Annotated in this window: 15 protein-coding genes and 1 pseudogene; 9 read left to right on the forward strand and 7 right to left on the reverse strand. The window is 69.0% G+C overall.

Annotated features, from left to right (window positions below; all coding sequences use genetic code 11):
* Nucleotides 1-13: 13 nt before the first annotated feature.
* Entirely contained in the window at nucleotides 14-472 is a 459-nt protein-coding gene (locus OH809_RS04525) for a hypothetical protein (RefSeq protein ID WP_406423760.1), read from the reverse strand.
* 268 nt (nucleotides 473-740) lie between these two features.
* Between OH809_RS04525 and OH809_RS04530 the strand changes: the two genes are divergently transcribed.
* The 3 genes from OH809_RS04530 to OH809_RS04540 all read left to right on the forward strand — a co-directional run bounded on the left by OH809_RS04530 (nucleotide 741) and on the right by OH809_RS04540 (nucleotide 8,269).
* Nucleotides 741-2,132: a polysaccharide pyruvyl transferase family protein gene (locus OH809_RS04530; RefSeq protein WP_406423758.1), complete on the forward strand. Its 1,392-nt coding sequence runs from the start codon at nucleotides 741-743 to the stop codon at nucleotides 2,130-2,132.
* Nucleotides 2,133-2,284: 152 nt separating this feature from the next.
* Nucleotides 2,285-4,708 (forward strand): excinuclease ABC subunit UvrA, encoded by a 2,424-nt coding sequence (uvrA, locus tag OH809_RS04535; RefSeq protein WP_406423756.1) that lies wholly within the window; start codon nucleotides 2,285-2,287, stop codon nucleotides 4,706-4,708.
* A 372-nt stretch (nucleotides 4,709-5,080) separates the two neighbouring features.
* Nucleotides 5,081-8,269 (forward strand): glycosyl hydrolase family 95 catalytic domain-containing protein, encoded by a 3,189-nt coding sequence (locus OH809_RS04540; RefSeq protein WP_406514844.1) that lies wholly within the window; start codon nucleotides 5,081-5,083, stop codon nucleotides 8,267-8,269.
* A gap of 91 nt (nucleotides 8,270-8,360) precedes the next feature.
* Here OH809_RS04540 and OH809_RS04545 read toward each other — a convergent pair whose 3' ends face one another.
* From OH809_RS04545 to OH809_RS04555, 3 genes are read right to left on the reverse strand one after another with little or no spacing between them, the layout of a single operon-like run.
* Nucleotides 8,361-9,107: a succinate dehydrogenase/fumarate reductase iron-sulfur subunit gene (locus OH809_RS04545; RefSeq protein ID WP_406423752.1), complete on the reverse strand. Its 747-nt coding sequence runs from the start codon at nucleotides 9,105-9,107 to the stop codon at nucleotides 8,361-8,363.
* Nucleotides 9,104-11,053 (reverse strand): fumarate reductase/succinate dehydrogenase flavoprotein subunit, encoded by a 1,950-nt coding sequence (locus OH809_RS04550; RefSeq protein ID WP_406514845.1) that lies wholly within the window; start codon nucleotides 11,051-11,053, stop codon nucleotides 9,104-9,106. The genes OH809_RS04545 and OH809_RS04550 overlap by 4 nt, the downstream gene beginning before the upstream one ends.
* 1 nt (nucleotide 11,054) lies before the next feature.
* Nucleotides 11,055-11,762, reverse strand: coding sequence for a succinate dehydrogenase (locus OH809_RS04555; RefSeq protein WP_406423748.1), 708 nt, complete (start codon nucleotides 11,760-11,762; stop codon nucleotides 11,055-11,057).
* Between the two features lie 95 nt (nucleotides 11,763-11,857).
* Between OH809_RS04555 and OH809_RS04560 the strand changes: the two genes are divergently transcribed.
* On the forward strand, nucleotides 11,858-12,778 hold the full coding sequence (locus tag OH809_RS04560; protein WP_406514846.1) for a LysR family transcriptional regulator: 921 nt from the start codon (nucleotides 11,858-11,860) through the stop codon (nucleotides 12,776-12,778).
* A gap of 28 nt (nucleotides 12,779-12,806) precedes the next feature.
* Here the strand turns inward: OH809_RS04560 and OH809_RS04565 are convergent, their stop codons facing one another.
* The 3 genes and pseudogenes from OH809_RS04565 to OH809_RS04575 form a co-directional block, all read right to left on the reverse strand.
* Nucleotides 12,807-14,981 (reverse strand): putative bifunctional diguanylate cyclase/phosphodiesterase, encoded by a 2,175-nt coding sequence (locus OH809_RS04565; protein ID WP_406423744.1) that lies wholly within the window; start codon nucleotides 14,979-14,981, stop codon nucleotides 12,807-12,809.
* The gene (locus OH809_RS04570) at nucleotides 14,978-15,796 is read right to left on the reverse strand and encodes an SAM-dependent methyltransferase (protein WP_406514847.1); all 819 of its coding nucleotides are present in this window, start codon (nucleotides 15,794-15,796) and stop codon (nucleotides 14,978-14,980) included. Before OH809_RS04570 ends, OH809_RS04565 begins: the two co-directional genes overlap by 4 nt.
* 202 nt (nucleotides 15,797-15,998) lie before the next feature.
* Nucleotides 15,999-16,976, reverse strand: a pseudogene (locus OH809_RS04575) (SCO0930 family lipoprotein).
* A 562-nt stretch (nucleotides 16,977-17,538) separates the two neighbouring features.
* Here OH809_RS04575 and OH809_RS04580 point away from each other — a divergent pair.
* The 5 genes from OH809_RS04580 (at nucleotide 17,539) to OH809_RS04600 (ending at nucleotide 20,135) form a co-directional block, all read left to right on the forward strand.
* Complete coding sequence (locus tag OH809_RS04580; RefSeq protein WP_327242784.1) at nucleotides 17,539-17,670, forward strand: hypothetical protein; 132 nt, start codon at nucleotides 17,539-17,541, stop codon at nucleotides 17,668-17,670.
* A gap of 15 nt (nucleotides 17,671-17,685) precedes the next feature.
* Nucleotides 17,686-18,450, forward strand: a complete 765-nt coding sequence (locus tag OH809_RS04585; protein ID WP_406514848.1) for a hypothetical protein — start codon at nucleotides 17,686-17,688, stop codon at nucleotides 18,448-18,450.
* Nucleotides 18,451-18,633: 183 nt separating this feature from the next.
* Nucleotides 18,634-19,161: a hypothetical protein gene (locus OH809_RS04590; protein WP_406423738.1), complete on the forward strand. Its 528-nt coding sequence runs from the start codon at nucleotides 18,634-18,636 to the stop codon at nucleotides 19,159-19,161.
* A 259-nt stretch (nucleotides 19,162-19,420) separates the two neighbouring features.
* A complete protein-coding gene (locus OH809_RS04595; RefSeq protein ID WP_406423736.1) occupies nucleotides 19,421-19,663 on the forward strand; it encodes a hypothetical protein in 243 nt (80 codons plus the stop codon).
* A gap of 10 nt (nucleotides 19,664-19,673) precedes the next feature.
* A complete protein-coding gene (locus tag OH809_RS04600; protein ID WP_406423734.1) occupies nucleotides 19,674-20,135 on the forward strand; it encodes a universal stress protein in 462 nt (153 codons plus the stop codon).
* Nucleotides 20,136-20,165: the final 30 nt, after the last annotated feature.

The following is a 20,165-nucleotide window of genomic DNA, read 5'->3' on the forward strand; positions in this document are numbered from 1 at the left end:
CGGTACACCGCGGTCAGGTACGCCCCGCACACTCCTGAGCGTCCTTCAACGCGGGCGAGGCCACTGCCCAGCGAGCCCGCACCACGGTGAAACCGGCCGGCTCGGCCGCGTCGCAGACCAGCTCGTCGTACAGGATCCGGCCGCCCACACACATGCAGGGCACCGTCCGCACCGATCCGCGCAGGACGAACTCCACCGTCTTCGACCGCGCCGGGTCCGTCGGCGGATCGACGGGGCAGTCGCGCAGATCGCCTTCGTACTCCGGCAGGTGCGAGAGGCCGGGTCTGCCGCCCCTGCGCACCGGCTTCGTGGTGCGGGCCTCGATGGACCGGTCGATGGTGAGGCCGAGCATCGGCACCGAGGTGATCTCCGCACCCTCACGCCGGATCTGTGCTCCCTGTCCGGGCCGGCCGGCGTGCCGGGCCACCGCCTCGAGCACGTCGTCATCGGACAGCGAGTCCGCCATGATCATCTTCTGCCTCCCCCGATCGGCGCGCCTCTGCGCAGGAGAAGGATAGGGCGGGGGCGCACGTCCTCAAGAGCGCGTCATGTGGGACGAGTTGGACACCTGCGACGACACGCGGCAAAGGCGGGCTCCGGTTCGTCCGAGCCGATCCACGCAGGTGACCGAGTAGCCGGGCGGTCACGTTCCGCGTTCACCGAAAAGGTTGTACTGATCCAGATGGAAACTAAAACCTACGTAAAGCTAACCTTAATTCGTGGCATCTAACGTTACCGATGTGAAGCGAATACTCCTGCGCTCAGGGAAGAGCCCTTACGACGTCGTTCCTGTTGAGCGCGCCCTCCACGAGGACGTGTTCGCAACCAACTCAGGCAACCTGATCTTCAGCGATGCCGCGCACAAGATCCTTGAGACGCCGCGGACCAAGGTGGTCTCCAACGGCATCCGGACCAGGGTCGCCGCCGCCGAGCGGATCAACGAGGAGTACGACGCTTTCGTCATTCCGCTCGCCAATGCCTTCCGGCCGTCCTTCGAGCCCCAGCTCAAGCGGCTGACCCAGCTCATCTCGAAGCTGAAGATCCCGGTCATCGTGCCCGGCGTCGGCGCGCAGACCAGCACCAACTACTCCGCGGACCGGTTGCGGCCCATGGCGCCCAGCGTGCACGCGTTCGTCTCCGCGGTGCTGGACCACAGCGCTTCCATCGGGGTGCGCGGGGAGTTCACCGAGCGCTACCTGCGGGACATGGGCTTCCGTGACGTGGAGGTCATCGGCTGTCCGTCGATGTTCATAGGCGGCCGTGATCTCTTCATCCGTGAGAACACCCGGCCGCTGGGACCCGAGTCGCGGATCGCGATCAACGGATCGCACGACGCCGTGAAGAAGCACAAGCTCGGGCGGATCATCGACCACACCCATGCGCGCTATCCCCACCTGCGCTTCATCGGGCAGAACCTGTCCGATGCCCGCCAGCTGCACTGGCGTGACCTGAGCCACGCGAACGCCGCCGTCACCGACATCCCGACCCACCCCGACCACCCGATGTTCGCGGAGGGCAAGGTCAGGGTCTATATCGACCCCAAGACATGGGTGGACGACCTGCGGGGCTTCGACTTCTCGTTCGGCTCCCGGATCCACGGCAACATCGCGGCGCTGCTCGCCGGAACGCCGGCGACGGTGCTCTGCAGCGACTCCCGGACGCTGGAGCTGTGCCGCTACTTCGACATTCCGCACCGGATGCTCGCCAAGGTGCCCGAGAACCTGGATCCCGCGGAGCTGTACGCCGAGGCGGACTTCGGGCCTCTGATGCGCGGTCACCACGAGCGGTTCGACCGGTTCATGAACTTCCTGGACAAGAACGGCCTGGAGAACACCTTCACCCACGGTGACGGGGGCGCGGCCTTCGAGTCCCGCATGAGCGAGCTGGCCTTCCCGGCGGGCGTCCGTCCCTGGACCGGCAGCGGCGTCCCTGAGATGAGCACCCGCCTCAACTGGCTCCAGTCCCAAATGACCGAGCTCGCCGACCGGAACACCCTGCTGGAACGGCGCCTTGCGAAGGCCAGCAGGCTGCCCGTCCCGCGCGAGAACGAGCGACCCGAGCGGCGGCCGTACCAGCGTGCCCGCCGGGTGATCCCGGGCCCCATCAAGCGGGCGCTGCGCAACGCCCGCTAGCGAGCGGAGGCGGAGTTCCCCTCCCTGACCTGGGGGGTACGGAGGGGAACATCGGCGCCGGTGTTGCGGGCCCAGACACCGTCGGCGCCTAGAATCCGACTGTTTGTCATCAACTGTCGGCCCTGTCCCCATCCATACGGAGCTCCGCGCGCATGCCCACCCCCCACGATCCGTACGTCCGGGTGCGCGGCGCCCGTGAGCACAATCTGCAGGACGTCCACGTCGACATCCCGCGCGACACCCTCACCGTCTTCACTGGCGTCTCGGGCTCCGGGAAGTCCTCCCTCGCCTTCGGAACAATCTACGCCGAGGCCCAGCGCCGCTACTTCGAGTCCGTCGCCCCGTACGCCCGGCGGCTCATCCACCAGGTCGGCGCGCCGAAGGTCGGCGAGATCACCGGTCTGCCGCCCGCCGTCTCGCTGGAGCAGCGGCGCTCGGTGCCCGGTGCCCGTTCCTCGGTCGGTACGGTCACCACGCTGTCCAACTCGCTGCGGATGCTGTTCTCGCGCGCTGGGGAGTATCCGGCGGGGGCCGAGCGGCTGGACTCCGATGCGTTCTCGCCGAACACCGCCGCCGGGGCCTGCCCCGAGTGCCACGGTCTGGGGCGTATCCACCGCACCACCGAGGAGCTACTCGTCCCGGACCCGTCGCTGTCGATCCGGGACGGCGCGATCGCCGCCTGGCCGGGCGCCTGGCAGGGCAAGAACCTGCGCGACGTGCTGGACACACTGGGGTACGACATCGACCGGCCGTGGCGGGAGCTGGACGCGCAGGACAGGGAGTGGATCCTCTTCACCGACGATCAGCCGGTGGTGACGGTCCACCCGGTGCGGGAAGCGGGCCGGATCCAGCGCCCGTACCAGGGCACGTACATGAGTGCGCGGCGCTATGTGATGCACACCTTCGCTGACTCCAAGAGCCGCACCCTGCGGGCCAAGGCAGAGCGCTTCCTGAGCAGCGCCCCCTGTCCGGTCTGTGGCGGCACTCGGCTGCGCCAGGAGGCGATGGCCGTCACCTTTGCCGGCCGCACGATCGCCGAGCTGGCCTCGCTGCCCCTCGCGCGCCTCGCCGACGTGCTGTCGGCTGCGGGCGGCAATGACACCGCGCGGCTGCTGACGACGGATCTGCTGGCCCGGATCGGGACGGTGACCGAGCTGGGGCTCGGTTATCTCAGTCTCGACCGCACGGCTCCGACGCTGTCCTCCGGCGAGCTGCAGCGGCTGCGGCTCGCCACCCAGCTGCGCTCGGGACTGTTCGGGGTCGTCTATGTGCTGGACGAACCGTCGGCCGGTCTGCACCCGGCGGACACCGCGTCGTTGCTCGCGGTCCTCGGCCGGCTGAAGGAGGCCGGGAACTCGGTCTTCGTCGTGGAGCACCAGATGGATGTGGTGCGGCAGGCGGACTGGCTGGTCGACGTGGGGCCGCTGGCCGGTGAGCACGGGGGGCGGGTGCTGCACAGCGGTCCCCCGGCCGGACTCGCGGACGTCGTGGAGTCGGCGACGCGCCGGTTCCTCTTCGACGAGGGTCCAGCTCCTGCCCGGGAGCCGCGTACGCCCTCCGGGTGGCTGAAGCTGATCGATGTCGACCGGCACAATGTGCGCGGGGTGGACGCCGCGTTCCCGATCGGGGTGTTCACCGCGGTCACCGGGGTCTCCGGCTCCGGGAAGTCGACTCTGGTCGGTCAGGTGCTCGCCGGGGTCCTCGCCGACCGGCAGGCGTCCGCCACTGCCGGCCTTCCCGCCGAGCGGCCCACGGCCGGCTGCGCGTCGACGCAGGGGCTGGAGGCGGTGGACCGTCTCGTCCAGGTCGACCAGAAGCCGATCGGCCGTACCCCGCGCTCCAATCTGGCCACGTACACCGGGCTCTTCGATGTCGTGCGGAAGCTGTTCACCGAGACCGGCACGGCGCGCGAACGCGGCTACAGGGCGGGGCGGTTCTCGTTCAATGTGGCGGGCGGGCGGTGCGAGACCTGTCAGGGCGAGGGGTGCGTCTCCGTCGAGCTGCTCTTCCTGCCGAGCACGTACGCGCCCTGCCCGGACTGCCATGGCGCACGGTACAACCCGCAGACGCTGGAGGTCACCCTGCGCGGGCTGAACATCGCGCAGGTGCTGGATCTGACGGTGGAGTCGGCGGCCGGCTTCTTCGCCGGGACACCCGCCGCCGAGCGCAGTCTGCGGACGCTGCTCGATGTGGGGCTCGGCTATCTGCGGCTGGGGCAGCCGGCGACGGAGCTGTCCGGCGGTGAGGCCCAGCGGATCAAGCTCGCCACGGAGCTGCAGCGCACCCGTCGCGGCCACACCTTGTATCTGCTCGACGAACCGACGACAGGGCTGCATCCGGCCGATGTCGAGGTGCTGATGCGGCAGTTGCACGGGCTGGTCGATGCGGGCAGCACGGTGGTGGTCGTGGAGCACGACATGGCCGTGGTCGCGGGTGCCGACTGGGTGATCGACCTCGGCCCCGGAGGCGGCGACCGGGGTGGCCGGATCGTCGCGGTGGGGCCGCCCGTAGAGGTGGCGGGTGCGGCGGACAGCCGGACCGCGGCGTACCTGGCGGCCGCCCTCAGGTCGGCCTGACAGTCCATCAGGTTCAACTGGCCTGTTTCCACGACTACGGTCCGGCGGAGACGTTCACCACCGGCTCCACGGGTGCGGTGACGGTCTGTCTGCACGGCTGGCACGCACAGGGCACGGCCTACGGCGACGACATCTCTGTCACCTCCTGACCGGCCGGCCATCCGGAGACCTCCTGGTCCCGGGACCGGGCGGCTCCCGCGACCGGGACCAACGGAATCGGCCCTCCTAGGGAGGGGCGACCAGCAGAGACAGTGCCGCACACTCTAGACATCCGATCTGTCATCCGGTGAAATGGCCTCGCCCTCGGCATACGTTGATGTATCTCTCTCATCCCTCCATTAAAGAACCGATCAATTGACCAGGAGGTCTCTCGTGACCAATGAACCCCAACCGCAGAGACGAAGCATCCTCAAGTTCGGCGGTGCCCTCGCCCTCACACCGCTGATCACTCAGCTGACCGGGGGAATCCCTGTGGGACAGGCCGTTGCTGCCGGGGCCGCCACGCCGGCGGCCGTCCAGTGGCCGACCCTGTCGCGCAAGGCGCTGAAGTATTCGATCCCCGCCATGGACTGGCAGTCGCAGGCCCTGCCGATCGGCAACGGCCGGCTCGGCGCCATGCTCTTCGCCAACCCCTCCGAGGAGCGTATCCAGTTCAACGAGCAGAGTCTCTGGGGTGGTGTCAACAACTACGACAACGCCCTCGCGGGCAAGCCGGACGGCGCTTTCGACACAAGCATGACCGGCTTCGGCTCGTACCGGAACTTCGGTGATGTCGTCGTCACCTTCGGTCGCCGTACGAAGGTCACGGCCCCCGGGGGACCGTACCGTACCTCCTCGACGGAGGGCGTCGACAAGACGTACGACGGTAACTCGAGTACCAAGTGGTGCATCGAGGCGCCCGGCTCGAAGGTGCAGTGGCAGGTCGAGCTCCCCGACCCCGTCGAGGTCGCTTCCTACCGTCTGACGAGTGCCAACGACGTGCCGCAGCGCGACCCGCAGGAGTGGACGTTCTCCGGATCCGCCGACGGGGCCACCTGGACCAGGCTGGACAGCCGCACTCTGGCGACGCCCTTCGAGAGCCGGTCCCAGACGAAGGAATTCACCTGTGCCGACACCGCGGCCTACCGCTTCTACCGGTTCGACTTCGTTCCTGAAGCAGGGGTCAGCCACTTCCAGGTGAGCGAGATCGGTCTGTCCGGCGTCGACCTCGGCGGGGGCGGCTCGATGTACCTGTCGTCGCCCAGCGGGCACTCCGAGGGATCCGGTCAGGCCACGGACATCTCGAGTTCGGTGGACCGCGATCCGGCCACGGTCTGGCGGGTCGACGCCGTCGCACCGGCGGTCGTCTGGCAGGCTGACCTGCCCACCACGGCCGCCGTCACCTCGTACACGCTGAGGGCGGCCCCGGACCGTCCACAGGACGACCCCCGGCGGTGGGCGCTCGAGGCGTCGCAGGACGGGCAAGCCTGGGTGACCCTCGACACGCAGAACCCCGGTGCGCCCTTCGCCGGCCGCGGCGAGACCCGGACCTTCCGGATCACCAACAGCACGGCCTACCGCACCTACCGGCTCACGTTCACCCCCGGCGAGTCGTCCACCGGCTTCCAGATCGCGGAGGTCGTCCTGGAGGGCAAGGGGTTCGACACGCGCATGCAGTCCACGTTCGTCGACTACCAGCGCGCCCTGGACTTCTTCGAGGGTGTCCATGTCACCCGTTTCGGCGAGCCGGGGCGGCGCGTCCTGCGGGAGGCCTTCGCCAGCCGGTCCGCGGACGTCATGGTCTTCCGGTACACGTCGGACAGCGACCGGGGACTCTCCGGAGCGATCTCGCTGACGTCCGGACAGGATCAGGCCCCGACGACCGTGGACGCCGACGCCCGGCGGATGGCCTTCAGCGGTGTCATGGGCAACGGCCTCAAGCACGCGTGCACCGTCCAGGTCGTACACACCGACGGCGACTTCAGCACCGACGGGTCGGTGCTCCGGTTCACCGGCTGCACGACCCTGACCCTGCTCCTCGACGCCCGCACCGACTACAAGCTCGACGCCGCCGCCGGGTGGCGCGGAGCCGCTCCGCAACCGGTCGTCGCCGCGGCGCTCGACAAGGCGGCCGCCCGGTCCTACGACGAGATACGCGACGAGCACACCGCCGAGATGCGCACCCTCATGAACCGCGTCTCGGTCGCCTGGGGCACCTCCGACGACGCCGTCGTCGCCCTGCCGACCAACGCCCGGCTGGCGCGTTACGCGGCGGGCGAAGTGGACCCGACCCTTGAGCAGACGATGTTCGACCTCGGCCGATACCTGCTGATCAGTTCCTCGCGCCCGAAGGGTCTGCCCGCCAACCTCCAGGGTCTCTGGAACGACAGCAACACGCCGGCGTGGGCCTCCGACTACCACACCAACATCAATGTCCAGATGAACTACTGGGGAGCCGAGACGACGAACCTGCCGGAGTGCCACGAGGCACTCGTCGGGTTCATCAAGCAGGTGGCGGTGCCCAGCCGCGTGGCGACCCGCAATGCCTTCGGCAAGGACACGCGCGGCTGGACCGCCCGCACCAGCCAGAGCATCTTCGGCGGCAACGCATGGGAGTGGAACACCGTCGCGAGCGCCTGGTACGCGCAGCACCTTTACGAGCACTGGGCGTTCACCCAGGACCTGGTCTACCTCCGCACCGTCGCCTACCCGATGATCAAGGAGATCTGCGAGTTCTGGGAGGACAGTCTCAAGGAGCGCGAGGACGGACTCCTCGTCTCGCCGAACAGCTGGTCCCCCGAGCACGGGCCGCGTGAGGACGGCGTCATGTACGACCAGCAGATCATCTGGGACCTGTTCCAGAACTACCTCGACTGCGAGGCGGCGCTCGAGGCGGATGCCGACTACCGGGCCAAGGTCATGGACATGCAGGCGCGCCTCGCGCCGAACAAGATCGGCAAGTGGGGTCAGCTGCAGGAGTGGCAGGAGGACATCGACAGCCCCAGCGACATCCACCGCCACACCTCGCACCTCTTCGCGGTCTACCCGGGCCGCCAAATCACCCCGAAGACGCCGGACTTCGCGGCCGCCGCCCTCGTCTCGCTCAAGGCACGGTGCGGCGAGAAGGAAGGCGTCCCGTTCACGGCCGCGACGGTGTCGGGCGACAGCCGCCGCTCGTGGACCTGGCCCTGGCGGGCAGCCCTCTTCGCCCGCCTCGGTGACGGGCACCGCGCCCAGACCATGCTGCGCGGACTGCTGACCTACAACACGCTGCCCAACATGTTCTGCAACCACCCGCCCTTCCAGATGGACGGCAACTTCGGCATCTCGGGCGCCGTGGCGGAGATGCTCCTGCAGAGCCACGACGGCGTCATCCACCTGCTGCCCGCCCTGCCGGACGAATGGAAGGCCAAGGGTTCCTTCACCGGGCTCCGCGCCCGCGGCGGCTACGAGGTCCGCTGTGAGTGGCGCGACGGGAAGGTCACGTCCTACAGGATCGTGGCCGACCGGGCGCGGAACCAGGGGAACGTCACCGTGCGGGTGAACGGCGTCGACACGAAGGTGAAGCCGATCAAGCCCTGACGTCGGCCGTCCGCCGGCCGAAGCAGCGCGGCACGGGTCGTCGGCACAGCCGGTCTCTTCACCGGCTGTGCCGACCGGCGTCAGAACAGGCCTAGCGTCGGACCTTCCGGGTCGCGCGCAGCCACTCCTTGTTCATCGCCGAGATCGACGGCAGCGGAATGCCCTTCGGGCAGGCCGTGGCACACTCCCCGGTGAGCGTGCAGCCGCCGAACCCCTCGCTGTCCATCTGGCCGACCATGTCGAGCACCCGGGTCTCGCGCTCGGGGGCGCCCTGCGGCAGGACGCCCAGGTGGTTGATCTTCGCCGAGGTGAAGAGCATCGCCGAGCCGTTGGGGCAGGCCGCTACGCAAGCGCCGCAGCCGATGCACTCGGCGTGCTCGAACGCGAAGTCGGCGTCGGGCTTGGGCACGGGGGTGGCGTGGGCGTCGGGTGCGGTGCCGGTCGGGGCGGAGATGTAGCCGCCCGCCTGGATGATCCGGTCGAAGGCGGACCGGTCCACGACCAGGTCCTTGACAACCGGGAACGCCGAGGCGCGCCACGGTTCGATGTCGATCGTGTCGCCGTCCTCGAAGGACCGCATGTGGAGCTGACAGGTGGTGGTGCGCTCCGGGCCGTGCGCGTCGCCGTTGATGACGAGGCTGCACGCGCCGCAGATGCCTTCGCGGCAGTCGTGGTCGAAGGCGACGGGGTCGTCGCCGACGAGGATGAGCTCCTCGTTGAGGGTGTCGAGCATCTCCAGGAACGACATGTCCTGCGAGATGCCGTCCACCTGGTAGGTGGACATGGCGCCGGGGGCGTCGGCGTTCTTCTGGCGCCAGACGCGCAGGGTGAGCTTCATGCGTAGCTCCGCTGAGTGGGGTGGACGTACTCGAAGACGAGGTCTTCCTTGTGCAGGACGGGGGCGTCGCCGGTGGCCGTGAACTCCCAGGCGGCGGCGTACGAGAACTCCTCGTCCCGGCGGGCGGCTTCGCCGTCCGGGGTCTGCGACTCCTCGCGGAAGTGGCCTCCGCAGGACTCGGCGCGGTGCAGGGCGTCGAGACACATGAGCTCGGCGAGCTCCAGGTAGTCGACGATGCGGTTGGCCTTCTCCAGCGACTGGTTGAACTCCTCGCCGGTGCCGGGGACCTTGATGCGGCGCCAGAACTCCTCGCGGATCTGCGGGATCCGGTCGAGCGCCTTGCGCAGCCCCTCCTCGGTGCGGGCCATCCCGCAGTACTCCCACATGAGTTCGCCGATTTCGCGGTGGAAGGAGTCGGGGGTGCGGTCGCCGTCGACGGCGAGCAGCAGGTTCAGCCGGTCCTCGGTCTCCGCGACGGCTTCTTCCACGGCGGGGTGCGAGGCGTCGACCTCGCCGTGGTGCGGGTTGCGGGCCAGGTAGTCGTTGATGGTCGATGGGAGGACGAAGTAGCCGTCGGCGAGACCCTGCATCAGTGCCGAGGCGCCGAGCCGGTTGGCCCCGTGGTCGGAGAAGTTGGCCTCGCCGATCGCGAACAGGCCGGGGATCGTGGTCTGGAGGTCGTAGTCGACCCAGAGTCCGCCCATCGTGTAGTGCACGGCGGGGTAGATGCGCATCGGGGTCTCGTACGGGTTCTCCGCGGTGATCCGCGCGTACATGTCGAAGAGGTTGCCGTACTTCTCCTCGACCTTCGCTCTGCCCATGCGCTGGATGGCCTCCGCGAAGTCGAGGTAGACGCCCTGTCCGCCGGGGCCGACGCCGCGGCCCTCGTCGCAGACGTTCTTCGCGGCGCGCGAGGCGATGTCGCGCGGCACGAGGTTGCCGAAGGCCGGGTAGATGCGCTCCAGGTAGTAGTCGCGCTCGTCCTCGGGGATCTCGTTGGCCGGTCGGTTGTCGCCCTTGGACTTCGGGACCCAGATCCGGCCGTCGTTGCGCAGCGACTCGCTCATCAGCGTCAGCTTGGACTGGTGGTCGCCGGTGCGCGGGATGCAGGTGGGGTGGATCTGGGTGAAGCACGGGTTGGCGAAGTACGCTCCGCGCCGGTGGGCGCGCCAGATGGCGGTGGCGTTGGAGTTCATGGCGTTCGTCGACAGGTAGAAGACGTTGCCGTAGCCGCCGCTGGCCAGCACGACCGCGTCGGCGAAGTACGTGCCGATCTTCCCGGTGACGAGGTCACGCGCGACGATGCCGCGGGCCTTGCCGTCGACGATGATCAGGTCGAGCATCTCGGTACGGGCGTGCAGCTCGACGTTGCCCGCGGCGATCTGCCGGGACAGTGCCTGGTAGGCACCGAGGAGCAGCTGCTGCCCGGTCTGGCCGCGGGCGTAGAACGTGCGGGAGACCTGGACACCGCCGAAGGAGCGGTTGTCGAGGAGGCCGCCGTACTCGCGGGCGAACGGGACGCCCTGCGCGACGCACTGGTCGATGATCTCGACGGAGATCTGGGCGAGCCGGTGGACATTGGACTCGCGGGCGCGGAAGTCGCCGCCCTTGACGGTGTCGTAGAAGAGCCGGTGGATCGAGTCGCCGTCGTTGCGGTAGTTCTTCGCGGCGTTGATGCCGCCCTGGGCGGCGACGGAGTGGGCGCGGCGGGGCGAGTCCTGGAAGCAGAACTGGACGACGTGGTAGCCCTGTTCGGCCAGCGTGGCCCCGGCCGATCCGCCGGCCAGGCCGGTGCCGACGACGATGACGGTGTGCTTGCGACGGTTGGCCGGATTGACGAGCTTGGCCTCGAAGCGGCGGGTGTCCCAGCGTTCGGCGACGGGGCCCTCGGGGGCCTTGGTATCGACGACGGGTGCGCCGGTCTCGTAGTGCGAGTAGTCGGTCATGTCAGCTCACGACTCCGGTCATGACGGCGACAGGTACGGAGATGAAGCCCACCGTCAGCACCAGTGCGAGGACGTTGGCGATGGTCTTGAGAACACGGTCGCGGCTGGCCCTGCCCGCGCCGAGGGTCTGCGCGGCGCTCCAGAACCCGTGCTGGACATGGAGTCCGAGAGCGAGCATGGCGACGATGTAGATGACGTTGCCGTACCAGGTGGAGAAGGTGTCGACGACGTTCTGGTACGGGTGCCCGGACTGGAAGCCGCCGGAGTGGACGGTGCCGGTGGTCAGGTCGAGGACGTGCCAGACAATGAACAGGGCGAGGATGATCCCGCCCCAGCGCATTGTGCGGGTGGCGTAGCTCGCCCGGGGCTTCTTGTGGACGTACTTGCTGGGCCGCGCCTTGATGTCCCGGCGGCTCAGCTGGTACGCGGAGGTGGCGTGCGCCACGACGGCGACGACGAGCACCACACGGACGATCCAGAGGGCCCACTCGTAGTGCAGGAAGGGCTCGCCCATGACCCGCAGCCAGTGGGCGTAGTGGTTGAACTCCCCCGGCCCGAAGAAGATCTTCAGGTTGCCGATCATGTGGACGACCAGGTAGCCGAGCATGATCAGGCCGCTCACGGCCATGACCGTCTTCTTGCCGACGGACGAGTCCCAGATCGTACGCGTCATGGACGGCCGTCGGTCCGTCCGTGTTGCCAGTGCCATGGGCACGACGCTACGACCGAAGGGGCTCATCGGTCCAAGACATGGTGTGGCTCATATCCATAGCCTCTGACTATGGAGCGGGCTACGCTGGGTGTATGCAATTTCAGCAGCTCATGTACTTCGTGGCCGTCGCCGAGACACGGCACTTCACCCGCGCCGCGGAGGATGTGCATGTCTCGCAGCCCTCGCTCTCCCAGCAGATCAGGGCGCTGGAGAACGAGCTGGGGGCGGAGCTGTTCAGCCGGGCCCGCGGCAACATCGCCCTGACCGACGCGGGCGAGGCGCTGCTGCCGCTGGCCCGCCGGATCCTGGCGGATGCCGATACCGCCCGATACGAGGTGCAGGAGCTGGCCCAGCTGCGCCGGGGCCGGGTCAGGCTCGGGGCGACGCCGAGCCTGTGCACGGGGCTGCTGCCCGACGTACTGCGCACGTTCCACGACCAGCACCCGGGAATCCAGCTGCTGCTGGAGGAAGGCGGCTCGCACGACCTCGTACGGGAGCTGGCGCGGGGGGCGCTCGATCTCGCGCTGGTGGTCCTGCCGCTGCCGGCCGCGTCGCCTGCGCTGACCACGGTGGAGCTGCTCCGGGAGGACCTGGTGGTGGTGTCGGCGGCGGAGGCTCCGCGACCGGGGAAGGGCGGAAGCGTGCGGATCACGGACCTGCAGGGCGAGCCGCTGGTGATGTTCCGGCACGGCTACGACCTGCGGGAGCTGACTGTGGCCGCGTGCCGGGCGGAGGGCTTCGAGCCGTCGTTCACGGTGGAGGGCGGCGAGATGGACGCGGTGCTCGGTTTCGTGCGGGCGGGACTGGGCGTGGCGGTGGTGCCCAGCATGGTGGCGATCCGGGCGGGGCACGACCTGCGGACGACACGGCTGGCCCCGCCGGGGCTGCGGCGCACGATCGCGCTGGCGCACCGCAGCGACGTGGCGCCTCCGCGGGCGGCGCGGGAGCTCCAACGGGTACTGCTGGCCAGCCGACCGGACGGGCTCGGGAAATCGAGCCCGTCCGGAAGCTGAGGACGCAGCCGGTGCCGGGTCTCCCCGCTCAGACCGCGTCGGCCAGCAGCAAGGAGTGGATCCGGTCAGGCGCCCCGGGCCGCGCGTAGTACCACCCCTGGGCCGTGTCGCAGCCGAGCTTCCGGAGCTGCTCCGCCTGCGCTCCCGTCTCGACGCCCTCCACCGTGACCGCCAGGTCCAGGCTGTGCGCCAGCGAGACGATCCCCTCGACGATCTTCAGGTCGACCGGGTCGGCCGGATGGTGCTGCATGCCCTGGGTGAAGGAACGGTCCAGCTTCAGCACGCTCACCGGCAGCCGACGCAGATTGGCCAGGTTCGAGTAGCCCGTACCGAAGTCGTCGAGCGCTATGTCGACACCCATCTCGGCCAGTTGCCGCAGCGGCTTGAGCAGGTCGTCGTCGGCTCCGATGAGCGCGGACTCGGTGACCTCCAGGCACAGCGCTCCCGGCTCGAGACCCGAGCGTTCCAGCACGCCCACGGTCTCGGCGACCAGCCGCGGATGGTGCAGCTGGGTCGGCGAGAGGTTGACGTTGATCCGCAGCGGCCCCCCGTCGCTGTGCCGCTCCTGCCAGAAGTTGGCCTGCCGTACGGACTCCTCCAGCACCCACCGCCCGAGCGGCACGATCAGCCCGGTGTGCTCGGCGAGCGGAATGAATCGGTCCGGCCCGAGCACCCCGTGCTGCGGATGGCACCAGCGCACCAGGGCCTCCGCGCCGTGGACCGTGCCGTCGCCGAGGTGCACGAGCGGCTGGTACTCGATGAAGAACTCGCCGCGCTCCAGGGCGGCGGGCAGCGCGGTGGTCAGCCCGTGCCGGGTGATGGCGCGGGCGTCCGCCTCGGCGTCGGCGATTTCGAAGCGGTTGCCGCCCGCCGACTTGGCCCGGTACATCGTGATGTCGGCGCTGCGCAGCACCTCGGCGGCGCTGCGCTCGCCCGCCGGTCCTTCGACGACGCCGATGGAGCCTCGTACGGTCAGTTCGCGGCCGTCGAGCGGGATCGGCGTGGCGAGCACGCCGAGGATCCGGCAGGCCAGTTCGTCGACCTCCGACTCGGTGTGCGGGCCGGTGGTCAGCGCCACGAACTCGTCGCCGCCGAGACGTGCCACCATCTCGCCCGGCGCGGTCGCACAGCTCTGCAGCCGGTCGGCGACCTCGACGAGCAGCCGGTCCCCTGCCGCGTGGCCCAGGCTGTCGTTGATCGCCTTGAAGCCGTCGAGGTCGAGGTAGCAGAGCCCGAAGCGGCTGCCGTCGTCGGCGGAGAGCGACTTCTCCAGCCGTTCGAAGAACAGCGTGCGGTTGGGCAGGCCGGTAAGCGCGTCGTGGGTGGCCTCGTACCGCAGCCGCAGATTCAGCAGCCTGTGCTCCGTGGTGTCCTCCATGAGCGCCAGCTGGTACTGCGGCCGGCCCTCGGGATCGCGGAGCAGCGACACCGTGAGGTTGGTCCACAGGACGGTGCCGTCGTTGCGGTAGTACGGCTTCTCGACGCGGTAGTGCTCGCGTTCGCCGCGTACCAGCTCCTCGTAGTACTTCCACACGTGTGGCGAGTCCTCGGGATGGACCCACTCGTTGACCTTGTGGCTGCGGACATGGTGGTCGAGGCCGCCGAACATCCGGGTCAGCGTGTCGTTGACTTCCAGCACATTGCCTTCCAGGTCGGCGATCCCGATGCCGATGGCGGCGTCCTTGAAGACGGCACGGAACCGCGCCTCGGTGGCGTGCAGGGCCTGCTCGGCGTTGGAGCGGGCGGTGAGCGCCGAACGGGCGATGGCCTCCTGTTCGGCCAGGGTCCGCTCGCGCAGCGCCTGGGTGAAGCCGCCCGCCAGGGCGTGCTGCATGCGGGCACAGCGGGCCCTGCTGTCCTCGGTCGACAGGGTCACCTGGCCGTTGCCGCCGCAGTAGAGCACCAGGTACGAGTCGACGACGCCGAGCGTGGAGCTGAGCGCGTCCGGGTCCATGCAGTGCGCGGCGACGAGCGCGGCTCCCACCTTGTTGGCGGGCGCCGGGTCGAAGGGACGCGCGTGCAGAATGTCGCTCAACCTGCGGGCCAGCGGCAGCAGATGCTGTTCGAACTCCGGACGGGTCATGGAAGTCGCCGTCGAGGGGAAGATGGCCCGGCTCCAGATGGTGGCGAATCTCCGGAGCCGGTCCTCGGCGTCGTCGGGCTCCGCGTCCGGTGCTTCGGACGCTTGGGCGGGAATGCTCACGCCTTGCGTCCCACTCCGCCGAAGCCCGAGAAGGAATATGGGTCTTCCTGCTCCTGCACCACGGGGGTGTCGGGACGCCAGTTGGGCATGGCCACGAGCCCGGGCTCGACCATCTCGTACCCGTCGAAGAACCGGCTGACCTCGTCGCGCGACCGCATGATCAGCGGGTTGCGGATGTTCCGGTAGACACCGACCGCACCGCCCGCCTCCTCCTGGGTGAGCGGGATGCCCTCGTACGAGGCGTGGGTGATGACGAGCAGGCTGCCGGGGGCGAGTGACTCGGTCAGCTCGGCAACGGCCGTCTGCGGGTCGTCGGCGTCCTCGATGAAGTGCAGGACAGCGACGAGCAGCAGCGCCACCGGGCGTTCCAGGTCGAGGAGTTCGCTGACCTCGGGGCTCTTCAGAATCTCCTGCGGGCGTCGCAGATCGGCGGTGGCGATGACCGTGCGGTCGTTTCCTTCGAGTACGGCCTGGCTGTGCGCGACCGCAACGGGGTCGTGATCGACATACGCCACCCGCGCCTCCGGGTCCGCGGCCTGGGCGACTTCGTGGACATTGCCGAAGGTCGGTATGCCGGAACCGATGTCCAGGAACTGAGTGACGCCTTCACTCACCGCATGGCGCACTGCCCTGCGCATAAAGGCGCGATTGGCCTGCATGATCTTGGGAAGTCCCGGCATGAACTCCATGGCCTTGCGGGCCGCTTCCCGGTCCACCTCGAAATTGTGCGATCCGCCCAGATAGAAGTCATACATGCGTGACACGCTCGGCACTGAAATGTCAATGCCTTGCGGTGCCCAGGCGGGACGCTCCATCGATGTCTCCAACAAGTCGCCACGGCGGTCCGGCCATGTTCATGGTCAGTGTTGACCAGAGGCTACTGATCGACCGCCAGGAGAGCGAGCGGAAACGGAAATTAGCGGTCCGTTATTGGTCACACACCAGTGGCATGTGCAACCGGCCCGTCGCTAACGGTGACATTCGGCGACTGGCCGGTCCGGAACGGCTGTTGTGGGGCTACTTCGGGGGGCCGACTAGCTTTGCGTCAGGGGACACCGCGTACCATGTGCCCCCGACACCCTGGCCGTTGGTGTCACCCGGCTTCGCGCCACCGGAGAAGGTAGAGATGGGCCAGCAGTCGATGGCCTGCTGCTTGAGGCCATCGGGGCGATTGAAAGTGACAAAGCCCTTGGTGGTCACGCCCTTCACATCATTCTTGGCCAACGGGGCGACAACTGGCCACTTCGAGAGGCAGGCTCCGGTGCAGGCCGACTTCATCGGCCATGCCGTGTCCTTCTTGAACCGATAGACCGTCATGCCGCGCTTGTGGACGACTATTTCTCCGAGTTTCGGGTCCTTTCGGACCGAAAGACCCGCGAGATCAGGCGGCTCACCACCGCTCGGACCGTCCGCCTACGCCGCAGCCTTCTTGCCGTCCGGCGCAGAGGCGAACCACGCGCCTCCCACTCCCTGACCATTGGCGTCTCCGGGCTTGGTGTCCTTGGCGTACCAGTACATCGGCCACCCCGCAATGGTGAGTTGCCGGGTGCCGTCCGCACGGGTGACTTTGCCGATCAGGGCTCCATCGGCACCGGCGGCGGCCGTCACATCGCCCGCGGGAACGACCGGCCAGGTCTTCGCGCAGTCGCCCTCGCAATTCGACTTCGGCGGGCTCGCGGTGCCCTTGCCGAAACGGTAGAGAGTGAATCCCTCGCTGTCCGTCACGACCTTGCCGAGTTTCTTGCTGTCCCACACCGCAAGCTGTCCCGCTTGCTTGGACTTGCCCGCCTGCGCCCCGGAACCGGATCCGTAGTCGCTGCCGGAGCCGTATCCGCTGTCCGTGTCGTAGCCGCTGCCCGCCTGAGCGGCCGGGCCGGCATTGCCGACGTTCTGACCGTTGGGCGAATCCGTGCCCTGCTCCTGACCGCACGCCGTCGTCAGCGCCAACAGGGCCGCCGCGGTGACCGCGAGCGAGGCGTTCCGCCAGGTGTTCATGTCAACTCCCGTGAATCTTCCGCACGTTGTGACGGGAGACCGCGTCGTTCATGTCCCTAGTAGGGCTTGGTCAGGTCGGTGTTGGTGGTGCGTGTCCTGTGGGTTCGGTGAATCCGCAAACCCTCAGCGCCCCAGGTCCCCTCCATCAGGGGAATCAGGACCGTGGTCCGCGTGCCGTCCAACCGGCCGGAACATGCTCCCCGTCGTGTACGGATCCCTCTTCGGGCGGCTCACCGCAGCCGTCGCACTCAGCTGGCTCCTGACCGCCCCGGTGCCCGCGGTGGCCGACAACTGCTCGTACGCCTCGATCGGGGACGGCGGCGGGAACTCGGCAGTCGCCACATCGGGTGACGGTCATTGCCAGGCGGGCCCAGCGCCCAGGCCGACCCCGCGGCCTTCACCCCCTCCCCCTCCCCCGCCTCCTCCGCCACCCCCACCACCCCCACCGCCTCCACCTCCGCCACCACCCCCGGCACCGGCGCCCCCACCAACGCCGGCACCCACACCGCCGCCTCCGGAACCCACGCCCTCCGTACGCCCCACGCCACCCCCGCCCAAGCCGGTGGCGATCCCCACCTACCGCAAGCCGCCGCGCAAGGTCCCCCAGCGCGGTCCCTCCCTGGTCACCCTCACCCTGCTGATCACCGCTCCCGCGGTGTTCGCCGTCGCCGTGCTACGTCCCCGCTCCCGCTGACCTTCGGAGAAGCCCATGTCGGAATGGCTCGTTCTCACCCTCGCCATGGCCGCGGCCTGCGCCGTCGTGCTCACCATCGCCGTCCTCAACAATCGCCGCGTCAGGGAGGACGACGACCCGTCCGAAACCCCTGACGTCATCGAATACATGACGATGATGATCGGCGTGGTGTACGCCATCGTGCTCGGCCTCGCCATCGCGGGCGTCTGGGAGGGGCGCAGCGCCGCCCAGGAATACGTCCGCCAGGAGGCCCAGGCCTTGCACGAGGTGAACGCCCGCTCGTCGGTCTACCCGGCCGAGGTGCGTACCCGGATCCGCGCCGATGTCGACGCGTACGTCGGTCATGTCGTCCACGACGAGTGGAGGGCGATGGCGGAGCAGGGAAGCCTCACCGACGAGGGCGCCGAACTCCTCGGCCGGGTACGTGCCGACGTCACCGACTACAGGCCGAGGAACGACCACGAGGGGCAGGCGTATCAGCCACTGGTCGACCAGGTCGCCGCGGCCGACGACGCGCGCAGTGCCCGCGCCCAGAGCGCCGGCGCCACCATGCCGGGCGTGGTCTGGTTCGGTCTGATCACCGGGGCGCTGGTGACCGTCGGGCTGGTCTTCACCCTGCAGATCCGCCGAACATTCCGGGAACTGCTGCTGGCCGGGCTGTTCAGCGTGCTCATCGCCTTCCTGCTCTTCCTGATCTGGGACTTCGACTCCCCCTTCGGCCGCGGCATCTCGGCCACGGCCGCGCCGTTCCTCGACCTCTTTCCCAACGTGTCGGGCTGACCGGCGCCCTGACGGCCTGACGTCCGGATGGTGCGCCGCCCGGGGGACACCGGTGCCCCATTCGCCGGTCCCCGATCGCGAGCGATATACGGCACTTCTAACGTTTCCTCCATCGAGGTGCATATTTGACATTTTGTGGATATCCGTTCCGCAGCTGCTCCTCGGGGAACCGGAGGATTCACCATGCGCGCCATAGGTGTCGCACCCGTCGCCCTGCTCGGCGCCGCCGCTCTCGCCCTGACCGCTCCGGCTGCGACTGCGTACGCCGTGACGTCGGGGGGCGCGCCGGGCGCGACCGGATACACCGTTGCTCCGTCGGTGATCGCGCCGGGCGGCCAGGTCACCCTGGCCGCACGGGGGTGCCTAACAACAGCAACGGCCAGCTCGGGCATCTTCGACAGCGTCACCATTCCCAGAGGAGGCAGCGCCTCGGCCACGGTCGACTGGGATGCAAAACCCGGCGCTTCCTATGAAGTGTCGTTCATTTGCAATACATCGCCGACCTCCACGGCGGAGATCGGTCTCACGATCTCCGCCCCCACCCCCACCCCCGGCTCCACGGCGATCGCGCCGAACGGTGTACAGGGTGATCTCGGCGGCATCGGCCGGATGAATGCCGCGCAACTGGTCGGCGGCACCGCACTGGCTGTGGCCGCGACCACCGGCGCCGTCTTCGTGGTGCGCCGGCGCAACGAGAGGTACAGCCACTGACCGGCGCAGACCGTCGGTGGTACGCCCGTCGCCCCGGGGCCTGGTCCAGGCCCCGGGGCGACGGGCGTACCGGACCGTTGCGACGTTCGTCCTGTCCATCAATCTGACGGAGTCGCAGGTCATGGGCAGTCAGAATCGGCTGTCCGCTCGTTCGCTCCGATCGGATGCGCCGTTCGGGCGGTCACCCGTTCGCCCGTCCCTGATCGCCGCCGGGCCGCCTCACGCCTACCGTTCCCCTCGTCACGACGAAGGGAGAACCATGGGCCGGGACCACTGGCGCCCCGAGCGGACCAGACACTCGCCCTGGGGCGCCATCGCCCTGGTGATGCTCAGCGGCCTCGCACTGATGCGGAACGGTCCGGACCTCGAGCCCGGTCCGCCCCCGCCCGGTGCCGCAGCCTCGGCAGGCGGCCACCCGGTCGCCGGCGGGGCACCTGTGGCGGGCGCCACGGTGAAGCCGCCGGCATATGCCCGGTCCGGGTCCGGCGCCGGGAGCGGCTAACCTCACTGCCGTGACAGACCAGCAGCCTCACCAGTTCGAACGTGGCACAGACGGTCCGAAAGTGATCGTCGCGGGCCTCGACGGGTCCGATTCCTCGATGCGCGCCGCCGCGTACGCCGCCGGGCTGGCCCGTCGGCAGAACGCCATGCTCGCCCTCGTCTATGTCCAGCCGGTGATGCCCGCGGGTGCCGCGCTCGGCGCACCGGTCGCCGACACGACCGGCGAGGTCGCGGAGGGCCTGGTGAGCGAGATCAGGGCGGCCACGGAGCGGCTCAAGGACATATGGGATGTGCGCTGGGAGTTCCACACCTTCCGCGGTGATCCGTACAACGGCCTGGTCACCGCGGCAGACGAGTTGAAGGCGGATGCCGTCGTGGTGGGCGCGTCGGAGTCGGCGGGACACCGGTTCATCGGATCGGTGGCGATCCGGCTGGTGAAGGCGGGGCGCTGGCCCGTCACCGTCGTTCCCTGAACGGTGGGCGGCTTCGGGGCGGGCCCCGCC

Source organism: Streptomyces sp. NBC_00873, from assembly GCF_045207415.1.
GTDB lineage: Bacteria > Actinomycetota > Actinomycetes > Streptomycetales > Streptomycetaceae > Streptomyces.